Source organism: Chryseolinea sp. T2, assembly GCF_037203685.1.
Taxonomy (GTDB): domain Bacteria; phylum Bacteroidota; class Bacteroidia; order Cytophagales; family Cyclobacteriaceae; genus Chryseolinea.
On the sequence record NZ_JBBCAU010000004.1, the window covers coordinates 333,203 to 350,214 of the forward strand.

At 47.3% G+C, this 17,012-nt stretch carries 15 protein-coding genes; 12 read left to right on the forward strand and 3 right to left on the reverse strand.

Annotation, left to right across the window (positions count from 1 at the left end):
* Positions 1–48: 48 nt before the first annotated feature.
* From guaA to hutI, 6 genes are all read left to right on the forward strand, one after another.
* On the forward strand, positions 49–1,572 hold the full coding sequence (gene guaA, locus WBG78_RS15850; protein WP_337327429.1) for a glutamine-hydrolyzing GMP synthase: 1,524 nt from the start codon (positions 49–51) through the stop codon (positions 1,570–1,572).
* A 44-nt stretch (positions 1,573–1,616) separates the two neighbouring features.
* Positions 1,617–3,338: an ABC transporter substrate-binding protein gene (locus tag WBG78_RS15855; RefSeq protein ID WP_337327430.1), complete on the forward strand. Its 1,722-nt coding sequence runs from the start codon at positions 1,617–1,619 to the stop codon at positions 3,336–3,338.
* Positions 3,339–4,631 carry a glutamate-1-semialdehyde 2,1-aminomutase gene (gene hemL, locus WBG78_RS15860; protein WP_337327431.1) on the forward strand — a complete coding sequence of 431 codons (1,293 nt, stop codon included), beginning with the start codon at positions 3,339–3,341 and terminating at the stop codon, positions 4,629–4,631.
* Positions 4,632–4,945: 314 nt separating this feature from the next.
* Positions 4,946–7,411, forward strand: coding sequence for a GAF domain-containing protein (locus tag WBG78_RS15865; RefSeq protein ID WP_337327432.1), 2,466 nt, complete (start codon positions 4,946–4,948; stop codon positions 7,409–7,411).
* Between the two features lie 113 nt (positions 7,412–7,524).
* A complete protein-coding gene (locus tag WBG78_RS15870; protein WP_337327433.1) occupies positions 7,525–8,592 on the forward strand; it encodes a hypothetical protein in 1,068 nt (355 codons plus the stop codon).
* Positions 8,593–8,622: 30 nt separating this feature from the next.
* Positions 8,623–9,867 (forward strand): imidazolonepropionase, encoded by a 1,245-nt coding sequence (gene hutI, locus WBG78_RS15875; RefSeq protein ID WP_337327434.1) that lies wholly within the window; start codon positions 8,623–8,625, stop codon positions 9,865–9,867.
* 32 nt (positions 9,868–9,899) lie between these two features.
* Here the strand turns inward: hutI and WBG78_RS15880 are convergent, their stop codons facing one another.
* The gene (locus tag WBG78_RS15880; RefSeq protein WP_337327435.1) at positions 9,900–10,301 is read right to left on the reverse strand and encodes an OsmC family protein; all 402 of its coding nucleotides are present in this window, start codon (positions 10,299–10,301) and stop codon (positions 9,900–9,902) included.
* A gap of 218 nt (positions 10,302–10,519) precedes the next feature.
* Here WBG78_RS15880 and WBG78_RS15885 point away from each other — a divergent pair, with 218 nt between their 5' ends.
* From WBG78_RS15885 to WBG78_RS15905, 5 genes are all read left to right on the forward strand, one after another.
* Positions 10,520–11,053 carry an adenine phosphoribosyltransferase gene (locus WBG78_RS15885; RefSeq protein ID WP_337327436.1) on the forward strand — a complete coding sequence of 178 codons (534 nt, stop codon included), beginning with the start codon at positions 10,520–10,522 and terminating at the stop codon, positions 11,051–11,053.
* Positions 11,054–11,066: 13 nt separating this feature from the next.
* A complete protein-coding gene (locus tag WBG78_RS15890) occupies positions 11,067–11,654 on the forward strand; it encodes an LON peptidase substrate-binding domain-containing protein (protein WP_337327437.1) in 588 nt (195 codons plus the stop codon).
* A 317-nt stretch (positions 11,655–11,971) separates the two neighbouring features.
* Positions 11,972–12,541 carry a hypothetical protein gene (locus WBG78_RS15895; RefSeq protein ID WP_337327438.1) on the forward strand — a complete coding sequence of 190 codons (570 nt, stop codon included), beginning with the start codon at positions 11,972–11,974 and terminating at the stop codon, positions 12,539–12,541.
* Positions 12,542–12,705: 164 nt separating this feature from the next.
* Positions 12,706–13,860, forward strand: a complete 1,155-nt coding sequence (locus tag WBG78_RS15900) for a glycosyltransferase family 39 protein (protein ID WP_337327439.1) — start codon at positions 12,706–12,708, stop codon at positions 13,858–13,860.
* A 300-nt stretch (positions 13,861–14,160) separates the two neighbouring features.
* Positions 14,161–14,736: a hypothetical protein gene (locus WBG78_RS15905; protein WP_337327440.1), complete on the forward strand. Its 576-nt coding sequence runs from the start codon at positions 14,161–14,163 to the stop codon at positions 14,734–14,736.
* A 389-nt stretch (positions 14,737–15,125) separates the two neighbouring features.
* Here the strand turns inward: WBG78_RS15905 and WBG78_RS15910 are convergent, their stop codons facing one another.
* Both WBG78_RS15910 and gloA2 read right to left on the reverse strand, forming a co-directional pair.
* Positions 15,126–15,752, reverse strand: coding sequence for a DapH/DapD/GlmU-related protein (locus tag WBG78_RS15910; protein WP_337327441.1), 627 nt, complete (start codon positions 15,750–15,752; stop codon positions 15,126–15,128).
* Between the two features lie 25 nt (positions 15,753–15,777).
* Positions 15,778–16,167 carry an SMU1112c/YaeR family gloxylase I-like metalloprotein gene (gloA2, locus tag WBG78_RS15915; protein ID WP_337327442.1) on the reverse strand — a complete coding sequence of 130 codons (390 nt, stop codon included), beginning with the start codon at positions 16,165–16,167 and terminating at the stop codon, positions 15,778–15,780.
* A 38-nt stretch (positions 16,168–16,205) separates the two neighbouring features.
* Here gloA2 and WBG78_RS15920 point away from each other — a divergent pair, with 38 nt between their 5' ends.
* Positions 16,206–16,694: a DUF456 domain-containing protein gene (locus tag WBG78_RS15920; RefSeq protein WP_337327443.1), complete on the forward strand. Its 489-nt coding sequence runs from the start codon at positions 16,206–16,208 to the stop codon at positions 16,692–16,694.
* The last annotated feature ends 318 nt before the right edge of the window (positions 16,695–17,012 follow it).

A 17,012-nucleotide genomic window follows, 5' to 3' on the forward strand; every position in this document is an offset into this window, starting at 1 on the left:
TTTACCGCCTGTGATGCGTGCCTGCACGGTTCTGTTATCTTTGCAGCCATGCAACAAATCCTCATTCTCGACTTTGGATCGCAGTACACGCAATTGATTGCGCGCAGGGTACGAGAGCTTAATGTTTACTGTGAGATTCATCCTTTTAACAAGGTTCCAACGATAACATCGGATATAAAAGGGATCATCCTTTCGGGAAGCCCATGTTCGGTCCGCGACAACGGGGCCCCCATGGTTGACCTGCAGCTGTTTAAGAGCCTCCCTTTGCTCGGAGTTTGTTATGGTGCCCAACTGATGGCTCAGGCCGGTGGGGGACAGGTTATGCCATCTCATCATCGGGAATATGGTCGTGCGTTATTGTCGTCAGTCGATCATCAGAATGACTTGTTCAAAGAGATATCGCTTGATACGCAGGTATGGATGTCGCACGCCGACACCATATCAGCCGCGCCTCAGGGTTTTGACGTAATTGCCAGCACGCCGTCGGTTGCTATTGCTGCATTCAAAAAAAGAGGAGCGGATGTTTATGGTATTCAGTTTCATCCGGAGGTAACTCATACGCTCCAGGGCAAGACCCTGCTGAGAAACTTCGTTGTCCATATCTGCAAGTGCGCGCAGGATTGGACTTCCGAGCAATTTGTAGAAAGTACAGTTGAGTCATTGAAAGCCACCTTAGGGAACGACCGTGTAGTAATGGCGTTGTCCGGTGGAGTTGATTCAACAGTAGCAGCCACGTTGATCCACCGCGCCATCGGCAAGAACCTGTCCTGCATTTTTGTCGACAACGGTCTCCTGCGCAAGAACGAGTTCGAAGAGGTGCTTGATTCCTACAAGCACATGGGGCTGAACATCAAAGGTGTCGACAGCAGAGATAAATTTTATGATGCGTTGAAGGGTTTAACAGATCCGGAAGCAAAGCGCAAAGCTATTGGCAAGACATTCATCGACGTGTTTGATGAAGAGTCACACGGTATAACAGACGTTAAGTGGCTGGGACAAGGCACCATTTATCCGGACGTGATTGAATCCGTTTCTGTAAATGGTCCGTCACAAACGATCAAGTCGCATCACAACGTGGGCGGGCTTCCGGCGAAAATGAAGCTTAAGGTGATCGAGCCGCTGAAGACGCTGTTCAAAGACGAAGTGCGTGTAGTAGGTCAGACGTTGGGCATCGATCCGAAGATCCTGGGAAGGCACCCGTTCCCCGGTCCTGGTCTTGGCATCCGTATTCTTGGCGACATTACTGCTGATAAGGTCCGCATACTTCAGGAAGTTGATGCAATATTTATTTCCGGTCTCAGGAAGCACGGCCTTTATGATCAGGTATGGCAGGCAGGTGCTATGCTACTGCCTATTCAATCAGTAGGTGTCATGGGCGACGAACGAACTTATGAGCGAGTCGTGAGTTTAAGAGCAGTGACGAGCACCGATGGCATGACTGCCGATTGGGCGCACCTGCCTTACGAATTCCTGGCTAACGTATCGAGCGATATCATTAACAAAGTTAAGGGTGTAAATCGGGTGGTGTATGACATCAGCTCGAAGCCTCCGGCCACCATCGAATGGGAGTAGTGGAGATCGGTTCGCTTTCACTTTGAATCCATATTTTTTTCGCGATGATGAGAACATTGAAACTTGCTTACCTGATGATAATATTCTGTGCCGTGCCTGCATGCGCACAGATCGACTACCATAAGCACTATCTGAATGCTAAGACACTTTATCGTGAAGGAAAGTACAACCTGGCGATGGAGACGTTTAAGCCACTGATCGCTTACGACAAGAATAATCCATATTCTCAATACGCGTCGTTCTATTACGCGCTGGCTGCCTATAACCAGGGCTTCAAACCACTGGCTAAAACTTCGCTCAACGAAATCAAGAAGTTAAGTCCTGCGTGGGACAAGATGGACGAGGTCAACTTTTGGATCGGAAAGATCAACATGGAAGACCGCGACTATTTTCAAGGTCTTAAGGTATGGTCAACGATTCAGGACAAAAGTTTGCAACCTTTGATTGAGCAGCTGAAAACAAAGAGTATTTCAGAAGTTACCGATCTTGAGACGCTGCGCATGATGCGTGAAGAGAATCCGCGCGATGCTGTTGTAGGCAAACAGTTGGCAACGCAGCTTGCCAAAAATTCTTCTAATCCTACCGACAAAGCACAGCTGGACGAGTTGATTCGGACATTCAATCTCAATCGCGCCGACTTTGTTGCCGAAGCACCGAAGTCATTCTTCAAAGATATTTATTCGGTGTCTGTGATGATGCCTTTCATGGTTAATACACTTGAGCCTTCCACCGCGAGCAAGCGGAATCAGAACGTGCTCGATTTCTATGAGGGTATGAAGCTGGCGGTTGATACACTGGCAAAGCAGGGTGTAAAGATCAGCCTGCGCGCCTACGACTCTGAGCGGAATGTGAACAAAATCAAGAGCGTCCTTAATACCGATGAACTGAAGAATACTGATTTGCTGGTAGGTCCTTTCTTTCAGGAGGAAGTGAAGCCGATCGTGGACTTCTCACTGACGAATGGAGTGAATCTTTTCAATCCACTTCATAATAATCTTGAATTGCTGGGCAGCAATCCTTACGCATTCCTGTATCAGCCATCGCTTGAAACAATGGGAAGAAAAGCCGGTGAGTTTCTGTCAGCTAATGCAAAGAAGAAAACGTGCCTGATATTCTACGGGACGACGCGACGCGACTCTACGTTAGCGGCAAGTTTCGCAGCAGCCGCGCAGGCCAAGGGGATGAAGATTATGGCTACTCACAGGCTTTCCAGAGAGCAATCGGGAAACATTCTTTCGATACTCACAACCGCCACGGAGTTTGATGATTTTAAGAACCCCAAACAGTTTGCGTTGAAGAAGGACAGTGTGGGAGGAATATATGTTGCTTCAGACGATGCCCTGATCTATGCTAAGGTGATCAGTGGAATTGAAACACGTGGAGACCAGATTCCGGTTGTTGGTTCCGAGAGCTGGTTAGAGCAGCACACCATTGATCTTGAAAAGTTTCAGAATCTTCCCATTACACTCATCGCACCAAACTATGTCGATGCAGGCCGACCTTATGCAAGAGCCTTTAACCGGAAGTATGTAAAGACGCACGGTCGTGTTCCTACAAACTATGCGAGCACAGGATATGAACTGATGTTGTTCCTCGGTAATCAGCTTAAGAAGAACGGTGTCTACTTCCAGGAGGCGATGGCGAAAGCAGGAGCAATTCCGGGATATATCACCGAAGGTCACAACTATCAGGCTGGACGCAGTAACGACCTCGTTCCGTTCATTCGGTTCGAAGCAGGAAACATGAAGGTTATAGACAAGAAGTAGATGAGTAACTCCAGAGATAAAAGTCGTTCTCTTTTCGAGCGTGCGAAGGAATTTATCCCGGGTGGAGTGAATTCGCCTGTTCGTGCTTTCCGTGCCGTTGGCGGCAATCCCGTTTTCATGAGGTCGGCAAATGGCGCATGGCTGAACGACGAAGATGGTAACAGTTATGTTGACCTGATCAATTCCTGGGGGCCAATGATCCTGGGTCATGCGCATCCTTTGGTGGAGGAGGCGGTGCGTAAAGCGCTTGCAGGCTCTTCATCATTTGGCGCACCTACGTCGCGCGAGGTTGACATGGCAGAATTGATCTGTTCAATCGTTCCTTCGGTGGAGCGCGTGCGAATGGTGAACTCAGGCACTGAGGCAACCATGTCTGCTATACGCGTAGCACGTGGATTTACCGGGCGTGACAAGATCATCAAGATGGAAGGCTGCTACCATGGTCACGGCGACTCGTTTCTTATTGCAGCCGGCAGTGGCGCTCTTACGTTCGGTTCGCCGGATAGCCCAGGCGTTACGAAGGGAACAGCGGCCGATACGCTGATCGCACCGTTCAATGATGCCAATGCAGTGGCGAGAATCATTGATAGTAATCATGATCAGATCGCTGCTCTGATATTGGAACCTGTGGTTGGCAATATGGGGTGTGTTCCTCCTCAGCCAGGTTATCTTCATGACCTGCGTAAGCTGTGTACAAGCCACGGCATCGTGCTGATTTTCGATGAAGTGATGACAGGTTTCAGGCTGTCGCTCGGCGGCGCTCAGGAACTTTACGGCGTAACGCCAGACATGACTACGATGGGGAAAATCATTGGAGGTGGCCTTCCCGTAGGCGCCTATGGTGGTCGTCGCGATATCATGGAGTCTGTTTCTCCTGTTGGTCCGGTTTATCAGGCGGGCACACTGTCGGGCAATCCGCTGGCAATGGCGGCAGGGCTCGCAATGGTGAGTTATCTGAAATCCCACCCTGAAGTATATCAGCACATCAATACAACGACCTCTCATCTTGTTGAGGGCCTGAAGAAGCAATTGTTCTCCAAAGGGCTGGGTTACACGATCAATCAGGTGGGATCGATGTTCACCTTATTTTTTACTGATAGAATAGTTACCGACTTTGCTACGGCCACGACATCCGACACTGCGCTATTCGGTCGATATTTTAACAGTATGCTCAGTCAGGGCATATACATGGCGCCATCTCAGTACGAGGCTATGTTTATATCTCAATCTATCGACGATAGCCTTGTGGAACGTATCCTGTCGGCCAGTGAAGTGGCTTTGGGGTCTCTGTAGTGAATCCATTCTTTCTTATTTGACGCCTATAGGGTCCGTTAGACGTTTTTCTTTTTGAGAGTATCAGCCTAAGCGCTTTATTAACCGGTGTGTATCCGACAGTCTTTTTGAAGAACTGAGTCAGGGATGTTATTACGGACATTGGCCTCATCATCAGGTCAGTGTTGTCCACGAGGAATTGGTTGGAAATCCTGCAAAATCCCGATGTTCATTACATCTGATCTGGCTTTGCAAACGCTTCCGGCGAACCGCAACTTCGTTTTCAAACTGTCGAATACCTACCTTTTGTTGAAGCCGAAATACTTTTTAATCTCATGAAGAATCGCACGCTTACTCTCACTGTTGTTTTTGCGGCACTGGGTGTTTTCATCACCATTTTGAGCATCTATGTGCATCGGGGCTTATTGACCAGCCAAAAGCACGGCCTTCCGCTGATAGCGACGGCAAAAAACGCCCGTTCTGAGGTGGCCCAAACTTCTTTGCAATTGCACAAGTATCTTACAGGCGACACAAATGTTGGTGTTGAGCAACAGGTACAGGGGCCACTTGAGGCTGTTAAGGCACAGCTGCAGGCGGCCCAGGACAATAAACTGGCTGCCGGAGAAGTTTCGCATTTCCTTGATGACGAAACACTCCAACTTATCCGTCAGGGCATTGCCGACCTGGAAAAGCTTGCGGCAAGCAATCAGGCGTCGATCGATCAGCTGGTAAAGACGCCAAAGCCGGTTGCGGATAGCACTGGCGTTGTACCTCCTGCTCCAAAGATCGCTCTTGCAGAATCACCGTATACAGATTTCAACAACGCCATGCTGAAGCTCGAGACACATGTTACCGACATGGTCGAGAGCGATTCATCGTTTTATTCAGGAATGGGCTGGCTCGTTGGTTTTCTCTTAATCGCAATTATTGCAGGCGCTGTATTCAGACTGTGGCGGCTTCAGATCGATACAAAGCGAATGAAAATCGAGCAGGACACCAGGCTCGAACAAACCGGCAAGGCTGTAGCGTCACTGTCTTCATTTATTGAAGCTATCTCGGCGGGCGATTATACCGCCGAAGTTGCCCTCGAAGAGAACTCCGCATTGGGTGAGTCATTGCATAAGATGCGTAATAAGCTTCGCGAAAATGCCGACGATGATCGTAAGCGCAACTGGTCAACATCAGGTCTGGCTCAAATAGGAGAGATCCTGCGCGTGAACAATGCATCGAAAACAGAACTGTATGACAGCATCATCAAATTTGTTGTCAAGTATACAAAGAGCAATCAGGGAGGACTTTTCATTTTTAACAATGACAGTGAAACTGATCAGTTCCTCGAACTGGTAGCATGTTATGCTTTCGAGAGAAAGAAGTATCTGAATAAGCGCATAGTTGTAGGAGAGGGTCTTGTGGGTCAATGTTATCTCGAGGGAGAACGCATTTATTTACTGGAGGTACCGACGGAATATGTTACCATCACCTCAGGCCTCGGTGGCTCTTTGCCAAGCGCTCTGTTGCTCGTTCCCTTAAAAGTTAACGATAAGATCTTTGGAGTTCTGGAGCTTGCTTCATTCAATAAGTATGAGGAGCATGAGATCGAACTGGTCGAGAAGCTCACTGAAAGTATAGCGTCCACAATCTCTGCCGTAAACGTAAGCGAGAGTACAAGAATTCTCCTCGAAAAAACTCAGCAACAGGCGGAGGAAATGCGTGCGCAGGAAGAAGAGATGCGGCAGAACATGGAAGAGCTCGAAGCTACGCAGGAGGAAATGCGCCGCAAGGAAAAGCATATTCAAAACATGCTCGACAGCGAGAAGAAGCGCAATGAGATAAGCCTCAAGAATCGTCAGCTTATCATGGAGCTCACAAAGAACAAAGACATTCAGGACGGAAGATGGCACGAGACGCTGGAAAAGATTACCAGTGCGATAACGCGACAGCTAGGCGTTTCCCGTGCAAGCATCTGGCAATACTTTGGTGCTGAGAAGAAATTGCACTGCGCAAAATTGTATTCACAGGTAAAAGGTTCTTTCGAATCCGGGCAGGAATTGTCCGCGCGCATGTATCCGGGTTACTTTGAAGCCTTAACAAGCGAAGAAACGATTATTGCAAAAGAAGCGCTTACGCATCCGGCGACGCGCGAACTCGCCATGGAATACTATCGTGGCACGGGTATCCAGTCGGTGTTACAGGTTCCTTATTTTAATGAAGGCAAAATCGCCGGTGTGATTAACTGCGAACAACAGCACGATCAAAAGGATTGGACGGAGGAAGATGTTGAATTCCTGAAAGCTTGCGCTGACCTCATTACCGTGGCCTACAATACGCACCGTATTAACGAGATGCTTGAGCAACTCAGCGATGACCAGGAGACCATGCAAACGATCATCGATAACATTCCCCGCGCCGTGTTCTGGAAAGACAAAGACCTGCGCTTCCAGGGATGTAATCGCATTTTTGCCAACGTGGCCGGCCTCAAGTCTCCAAAAGACCTCATTGGCAAAACGGACTATGAAATGCCGTGGAAAGAGCATGGTGATGCTTATCGCGACGACGATCTTGCTGTCATGAACAGCCGCAAAGCGCGCCTTGACCTTGAAGAAAGAAACGTGAACTCCGATGGCATTGAATCGTGGGTGCTTACGAGCAAAGTGCCTGTGTTGAACAAGCATGCAGAAGTCGTGGCCGTACTGGGTATGTTTGAGGACATCACCGAACGGAAACGCAAGGAGGCGTTAATGGAATCAAGCCTGGTAGAACTTGAAGAGTTGCGCCGGCTTGTTCAGAAACGTGCCAGTTAAAGAGTTGAATTTTTGGACCAGGTATTACCTGTGGAAGTCCAGGCGCAGCAGGGATTACTGATTATTCGCCCAACTTTCACTAACTTTACTTGTAAACACCTAATTATAGGGTCATGACTTATCGTTTTTTTAGCGCCTTAGCTGCGTTGCTGGTTTGTACGACCGGCCTTTTTGCGCAGGGTGAACGGAAGGACAAAACGGCTGTAACTTACGAGGAACTGTATGATGAACCATACTCCGTAAACAAGCTGTTTATTGGTTTTATTCCGTTGTACGCCGATATGTTTGCCACCAACGTTAACGCCGGATACGGCGCCGAGGCGGTCTATTATCACAAGGATAAGTTCGATTTTCGGGCACATTTCAGGAAAACATATAGCCGTCAGTTCTTCGATTTTGCGAGAGACCTTGCAACCAAAAAGAGCGACGTGGATAACCATGCCGAGATTTATAATTACTATGAGTTCGGCGCAACCTATCACATCAAAGATTTCGAGGAAAGCTCAAAAACGAAGATGTTCCTTTACAAGAACAGCTATAAAGGAAATAAGTGGGCTGCTCGTGTACCACTCAATGCAGAAGTACCGTGCAAAGTGCGTAAAATCTATGGAGCGAGACTTGGTGGTATTATTTGGGATAGCTCAACAGACCTCGGTCGTGCGCTCGAAAAGCAGGGTTTAACTAACGCCGATCTTAAGAATGAAGAAGGTGTCGGACTGCCTGAAACCATTGTGAAAAATGGCGAGACTGAAACCTTTGATGTTTTCAGCAATGTGACTTCGCGTGGCCTTTACGTTGGAGGATCTATGACCTGGATCAAGAACGTTGCCGTTAGCTTTGACAAGTTTGAAGAAGGCGTGGATGACCTGATCTTTACTGTTTACCTCGATGCGCTCATCGCACCCAGTCTCGTCGTCGACGATGTCGTATACGTAGACGACGATCCTGCCAGCCCTACCGCGGGCAAACATACTTACGATGTTAGTGTACTCGACACCAAGATGATTGGATTCCGCGCCGGTATGGAAGGACGTTTCAATAGAATGTTCAGCTGGTCGTATGGCGGAGAGGTAGGATATCGCCCAAGCATTGGCGGCCGAGGTCTTTACGTAATGTTCAAGATCGCCTTCCCGGTGTTTGGTACCAACCTCGACTATAAGGTCGAATCGTTCGGAAAATAGTACCTTCAGGAGCGTTTAAAAAGCTCCTGCTTGGACATAGTAATCAAGAACATCAAAGGCATCGTTCAGGTCAGAGAAGGCATTGTAAAGCCTTTGAGAGGACCTGAGATGGCAATCCTTCCCATTATCACGGATTCCTATCTCGTTGTAAAGGACGGCCTGATTGAGGCTTACGGCCCCATGACTGACTACCCGCCAGCAGTATCAGGGTCGCCCCGGGTAATCGATGCTTCTGATCGCTTTGTATTTCCGTCGTTTGTCGACTCTCACACCCATCTTGTTTTTGCTGCCACCCGAGAAGAAGAATTCGTCATGAAGCTTAAAGGTGCTTCCTATGCGGATATCGCGTCAAAGGGAGGAGGTATTCTTAACTCAGCACGCAGGCTGCAGACCATGCCTGAAGACGAACTATATGAGCGCACCCTGGTGCGGGTCAGTGAAATTATGGCAACAGGCACCGGTGCCGTTGAGATCAAAAGCGGTTATGGACTGACAACAGCAGACGAAATGAAAATGCTGCGCGTAGCCCGGAGGATTGGACAGACCACACCGCTAACCGTGAAAACCACTTTCCTTGGTGCACACGCAATTCCCCGCGATAGTTCACGTGAACAATATATCGAACGTGTTATCAATGAAATGATACCGGCTGTTGCTGCAGAAAGGCTGGCTGATTACGTCGATGTGTTCTGCGAAGAGGGGTTCTTCACGCCCCAGGATACTGAACGGATCATTGAAGCGGGTAAGGCGTTTGGTATGCCTGGACGGATACATGCTAATCAACTTCATCGCTCCGGTGGAGTACAAGTCGGCGTAAAGACAAATGCCGTCAGCGTCGACCATCTCGAAAATATAGGAGAAGAAGAGATTGAGCTCTTGCGAAACAGCAACGTGATGCCTACCTCATTGCCTGGTGCAGCATTCTTCTTAAACCTGCCATTCACTCCGGCGAGGAAACTCATCGACAGTGGGTGCCCTCTTGCCATTGCCTCCGACTATAACCCAGGCAGCGCTCCAAGTGGCAACATGCCGCTGATGATTTCACTCGCATGCATCAAAATGAGATTGCTTCCCGAAGAAGCGATTAATGCCGCCACAATAAATACGGCATGTACACTCGGACTTCAGGATTCAATGGGAAGTATTGGAGTCGGTAAAGTTGCCAACCTCTTCGTGACAAAGCCAATTCCATCTGTTGCACACCTGCCTTATGCCTTCGGTTCGGGTACAATTGAAATTGTGATACTAAAGGGGAAAATCATTGATCAGAAATGAGCTGCTGATGGATGCACGCAGAATTCAATTGCTTATCGTTCGATCTCCACGGAGAAGGTGATCACTGACTTTAACGATGAGGCAACGGAGCAATATTTCTCCAGAGCGAGTTTCGTTACTTTCTCCACCTCATCGCTGGTCGCATCGGGTGATGTGAGTATATACTTGCAATGAATTTCTTTCAGCCATCGCGGCGTTTCTTCATTGCGTACGCACGTGACTTCAACTCTAAGCCCTTCTACCGTCCGTCTTCGCTTTTTCATCATGCCCGCAACTTCAACACCCGCACAGGCTGCCAATGCCGACTGAAGTATTTCAACAGGTGACTGCCCGGTCTTTTCAGAAGCTTTCCTCATGTCAATGCGTACGAGGTTACCTGCCTCTGTCGACGATTCGAAGAGATCTTCACCGATCATCCGCGTAATAATTTTCATCTCTCTGGATTTTTGTTCCGATCGTTAGTTTTGATTTCAATTAACGCGACGCTCTGCCTGGCAAAATGATATGCCAGAATAAATTGTTCACCGGATACTTTCAGCCTCAGATCACCTACTGCTGATGAACGTTTCACGACGTGTTATTTTGTGCTAAACATAATAACTTATTTGATAAGCCGGACTACTCGCATATTTTTGGCACATATCGAACGCTTATGGAGGTTGCAGAATCAATTAAAGCCGCTCTTCGCGAAGTACAGGACTTTCCGAAACCGGGTATCGTATTTAAGGATATCACTCCACTGCTGGCACAACCGGAGCTTATGCGGGCCGCGGTTCGGTCGCTGGCCGACAGATATCGCTCTGCGAAGCTTGATGCGATTGCCGCTTGCGAAGCGCGGGGATTTATTTTCGGGTCGGCCCTTGCCCTCGAGCTCGGTGTTCCGTTCATACCTGTGCGAAAGGCCGGCAAACTCCCGTACAAAACACTGAGACAGGATTATGCTCTCGAATACGGCCATGCTACTCTTGAAATGCATATCGATGCCGTTCAACCCGGATGGAACGTACTGATTCATGACGACGTTCTGGCGACTGGTGGAACTGCGGCTGCCACGGCCGGCCTGATTCAGGTCGCCGGAGCTCATGTAGCAGGTTTTGCTTTTATAATTAATTTGAGTTTCCTTCTCGGAGGAGAAAAGTTAAAACGTGAATTTAATCTTGAACCCTTTGCGCTGGTGACTTTCTAAACGGATCAGAATCATGTCCGAGCCGACCAACATACCGATGTTCCCACTGACGATCCTGCCGTTACCAGGCGAGCTTGTTCCTCTTCATATTTTTGAACCTCGTTACAGGCAATTGCTCCAGGATGCGGAAGTCAATGACATTCAGTTCGGCATCTATTTCACTCATGAGATAAATGATCAGAAGATTGGCAGCCTTGTCAAACTCGAGAGTGTCATTAAGCGTTATCCGGGTGGAGAGGCAGATATCATAGTAAAGTGCGATGATATCTTCACAATGGGTATGCTCACCCGAACGTACAGATCGAAGCCCTATCCCGGCGGCGAAGTGCGTGTTTGGAGCCTTGATCAAAATACATTTCCAGGACACGAACTGTACGATCTTTTCCTGGCCTATCTCAAGCTGAGGAACATCAATCAGCATGTCAATGTTTTCAACCTGTATCAGATCGCGAATGAACTCAATATGGATGTTAGCGACCGCTACCGCTTTCTGACAAGTCCTGAAGAAAAGAAGGAAGTATTTGTGTTGAACCGCATAAAATTCCAGATGCACCTGTTGCAGCAGGAAGAAAAAAGTAAGGACAACTACTATCTGAACTGAATTTCAGAGGCTCATTTACTTTGTCGACATCTACGTCTGATCGTCGCGAATGCATTGCTCACGTCACTCGAATTTAAATTACCATCAGCTGGGGGATAGCAATCAGGCAACCTGTTTCTGAATAAATCGTAGCCAATTTTTCTCCCGGTATTTTGAATCTTTACAATGACTTGTTTCGTTTGGGACGCATCGTCAAGAAGAAGATTTGATCCCTCAGCTGTCTCCTTTTTTTTAACGAATCGTTAACACAAATTAACGATTGCGCTGTAACCTGAAGGGCGATATGGCCGTCTTTACGCTATATAAAACACATCTTTATGAAAAAGAATTTTTTGATTCTGACAGCTGCTTTGCTGGTTACCTTTGGAGCAGTCGCAGGAAATAAACCCACCTCTGCAGCCGGTGTTGCAGTGGTTAGCAATGGCACAACGTTGAAGCTATACTACAAGGCAGCTTCTGAGTCGAACGTGAAGATCGCAATACTAAATGAAGACGGTCGAATCGTTTATTCCGAGACAATAAAAAACATTGATGGATTCGTTCGCCCTTATAATCTTGCCAGCGCGCCTGCAGGTGAGTATACAGTAGAGGTAACGGATGAATTTTCAACACACAGTGAAAAGGTCTCTATCGGTCAGCAGCATAAACCTGAAATTGCCAAGCTTACACGTGTAAGTGGAGAAGAAGGTAAGTACATTCTTGCAATACCTTCGAAAGAAGCAAAAGACATCAGCGTTCGTATCCTTGCCGATGACAAAGTAATCTATGATGAAGTAATGGAGATCAGCTCTGACTTTGCAAAAATATACAATCTCAAAAAGGTGAAAGGTGAAGTCACTTTTGAAATCAAAGATCAGAAGGGCAATGCGAAAGTTGTAAACTATTGAGTGTATCCGTCTATAGTATATGAAAGGACCCCTGGGCCATTCCTCGTGAGTGGCCTTTTTTTTTGCCCTCATTTCAGTCGTTTTCCTTTTTCACTCTCACGCTGTTCCTCACTCTGACTCAATGTTGTATCTTTTCATTCGGTTTAGTCCAGGTAACGGGAAGGATGACGATAGCACTGCCAACACAGAGCAAGCAATGGGTAATTATCGGTACGGCTTTCTTCGTCGTTCATCTGATTTGTTACGCAGTTTATCATAGCCGACCGCTGGATGATGCAGAGCATTATGTGAATGCCGGGGCTTTATTTTTAAGTGAGGGAAAAATTGATGCTCACTTTCATGTACTGTACGCCGTTCCGATTGTATTGCTCGCCCTCTTCACGTGGTTATTTGGAGATCCTGTTTTCGGCTATATCACTTTTCAGGTGATCACTTCAGCTTTGGCTGTGATCGCACTCTATTCAATTACCAATGCAGTATCATCCCAGACTGCCGCATTTTTGGCGGCAATGATGTTTGTACTATGGATTGACAACATCAGATGGAATGTCCTCATCATGACGGAGTCCTTGTTTGGCAGCATTACGATTTTTTTGTTTGCCAGATTTCTGGCGGATGAACGAGAGCGTCACCACACATGGCAGTGTGTGGTACTGCTAGCCATTAGCGTGTTCACGCGGCCAGTGGGTCTCCTGTTGGCGATTGCTGTTATTGTTTCAGTAGTTGTTGACTATCAGAAACGACATTCGGTCTCGGCGGTAAAAGTTGCCGGGTTTGTGTTAGTTGCCTGCTGCTGTGTCCTTACAGTCGCTTACTATCTCTCCCTTAACTGGGATTTCACAGACCAGTATTTCAGAGGCAATGTAATCACCTATGCCGACACCTATGCAGGTGATAGACGCTGGATTCAGTTCGATCCGCAGTATTCAGATAATAGCGATCAGTCTTCAATGCTGAAGGCTGTTCGTTTCATCATTGAACGCCCTTTACATGTAATCCTCGTTTCGCTTCTGAAATTCTTTTACCTGGTCTCAGGCGTGAGGCCGTTCTATTCCACCCTTCACAACGTTGCCACCGTAACAGGGATGATATTGATATATGCAGGCGCTGTTATCGGAGCAAAGTCTATAGCGTATTCAAAACTCAGAACAGTATTGTTTACGGTTATCACAGGAAATTGTCTGTTGGTGATGATGACAACTGCTGACTGGGACAATCGTTTTTATATTCCAATGGAAGCAGCTGTAGTTATTCTTTCTGCTGTCGGATGGTCGAAGATTTTTGAAAAGGCATTTCAGGTAAAAACAAGTGATCTTTAGATCACAAAGGTCACCGTTAGGTTGCAATTTCATCATTTATCTCAGAAGCATCGGGAAACGAGTATTGTACTCTCCTTCGAATTGTCTCCAAATCATAAGAGAAACGTTTGCAGCAATCGTTGTAAAAAAATCCAGTTTACAAGAATCGATTGCGGTCATTGAAAGACGTTATTTATATCCTTTGCTCTATACGCGTTTTCGCGCAATCGTTGTTTCAATTTAAAAATCAGGTTTACTTACAACGGACCATCGTGCGTGTATCGCTACCGTATATTTGAATCATAACAAACAAACACGACGATGAAAACCAAATCACTTTACGTCGCAGCGCTGATGATTCTGGCTGCGGCCATTACAGCAGTCGGAAAAGATGAACCTGCCGCCCTCGGTCTCGCAGTAGTACCCGTTAAGGGATCTGAAGTATTCAGAGTAATCTACAAGAGTGAAGTTCCCAGCAAGGTGAAGTTGAGTGTATACAATGCAAATGCCCAGGTTGTATTTTCTGAAAACCTCGGTAGTGTTGGTGGATTTATTCGTCCCCTCAATTTTTCTGGCCTTGCATTCGGTGAGTACACAATCGAATTGACTGATGCGTCTGGCAAGAAGACTGAGAAGGTTTCTTACCAGCCAGTGAAGGCTACTTCGAACGTCCACGTTGCCAAATTAAATCAGGCAGACAAATTCCTTCTGTCTGTTACCAGCAACTCGACGGAAACATTTACTGTGAAGATTTTCGATTCTGCTAACAATCTTGTTCACGTAAGCTCGAAAGAGGTAAACGGTGATTTTGCTCAGCTGTTTTCGGTGAAAGAGGTAGAAGGTGTAACGTTCGAGATTTCGAACAGCACTGGTTCACTGAAGACTGTGCGCTTCTAATGAATAGTTGAATATTCAAAAAGGACTATCTCTTAAGAAAAAGGCCATCTTAACGATGGCCTTTTTTATTTTATTATTGTTTGCGTTGTTGATATGTTGATTTAAAAGGCAGTGCGTTTCCAGGCACTATTTTCCAAGTCTTTACTCTGAAATCACAATGTCTGGGAAAGTCTGGGAAAACCTTGGGAAATGACTGGGGGCGCCTGGGGGGACTTGGGAAAACGTTGGGAAAAGGTTGGGAAATACACTGGGAAAGGCTGAGAAAAAGTTGGGCGCGACCTGGGAAAACGTAGCCTAAGTCCTGCCTAGCAGTAGCCGGGCATTAGGCAAACACCTGCGGCCTTAATGCCTGCTTAGTGCCTGCTACCTTGGAACAACGATTTTGAATGTCATGATAATTTCACCTGTTCAACCAGTTCCAGTCGTTTTACAATACTGTTGGGTGATAGCACAGTTCCTGGCGACAACACTGCGTTGGCACCAATCTTTGATCCATCGCCGATAAATGATCCGAACTTGTTCACGGGCAGCAGAAAGATTTCGCCATTGATCAGGCTGCGGATGGATTTATCTTCCCGTTCATTATAGTGATTGGCAAGAATGCTTCCCGCTTCCATATTCACATTTTCTCCGATGATTGAGTCGCCGGCGAAGTTGAAATGAGCAAGTGCGCTTCTGCGAAATATGAATGAGGATTTCACTTCACAGCCTGGTCCCACTACGACGCCCTCATCGAGAAAGACCCCGCCGCGCAAATAGGCGTGCGAACCAATAAAACATCCGGGGCCAATGATGATTGCTCCCTTCATGGTTACGTGAGGCTCGATGTTAGCTGAGTGATGAATGTAAGCCGTTCCATTCTTGACGTACTCACCTGGCAGTCCTTTAAATTTTTCGGTGATAACCCGTTCTGCTACCGATGGCAGGCGCCAGACTGGTTCCGTGGTCTGGCCGAACACAGCCGACCATCGGCTGATGAACAAACCCGGGTCAAGATGATGGTCAGTTAAAGACATGATATTTTCTTTGTATTGTGCTGCACTAAATCTCGTATAGTTCCAACGGCAGGTCGTCGGGATCGGCAAAAAAGGTGAATCGTTTACCGGTGAATTCGTCAACGCGTATCGGTTCCGTTGTAACTCCGCTCTGATTTAGCCATGTAACACCGGCATCGAGATCGCTAACAGCAAACGCCAGATGTCTCAGTCCGCGCGCTTCCGGACGTGAAGGTCGTGCGGGTGTCTGCGGGAATGAAAACAGTTCTATACAATATTGACCACCCAGCTCGAGGTCGAGCTTGTAGGATTGTCGCGCTTCACGATAATTCTCCGCAATAATTTTACATCCGAGAACGTCGACATAGAATTGTTTAGAGCGAATATAATCGGAACAAATGATGGCCACATGGTGGACCCGGCTGATCTTCAACATGGACTAAAATATGTATTTTCGAAGAAACCTTTCTCATCATGGTCACGCTTTGGATTGTCGTTGGATTGCTATTGATGATCGCTGGTATCATCGGCTGCGTGCTACCTTTTCTTCCGGGGCCTCCGCTTTGTTTTCTGGGATTACTCGTTCAACAGTTTAATCAGGATCCGCCATTCTCCAGAAAGTTCATGTGGATATGGGTGGGCGTGACGGCCGCGGTTGTTGCGCTCGAATACCTTATCCCTGTTATGGGGACCAAGCGTTTTGGAGGCACGAAGTACGGGGTCTGGGGTTGCACGATAGGGCTTATCGCTGGATTCTGGTTCGGACCACTGGGCATCATAATTGGACCCTTCGTCGGTGCGTTCGTGGGGGAGATCCTGGCTAATCAGGATTCACAAATGGCACTTCGATCGGCATGGGGATCCTTTGTCGGCTTTCTGGTGGGAACGCTTCTAAAGCTTATCGTTTGTTTTGTGATGGCCTGGTATCTTTTGAAATATACCTATAGCGTGGTCGTTGGGTGAGTTCAAACTCTCACACTGGTTGATTGACAGGCCGGCCGAAACGGCAAACTATCCAGGATAGAAAGCAACAAGGAGGCAGTAACGAAACTGTTGTATGGAGGTCGTCTTTATCATTGATGGTGGTTTTCTGGCCGCGTTCTCCAATGTGACATAAGGGCCGCGACAATGTTTGTCCATAGTTCCTCCAAAACTGTAATATGATTTGTCTATAGTGCGTCCAGAGTTTTCCATGGGCTGTCCGGTCTTTCTCTAAGGTCGCTCCAGTCTTTTTCAGACCGTTCTATAGGGTGTAACTATTGTGACAAGTGCCATAAAAGA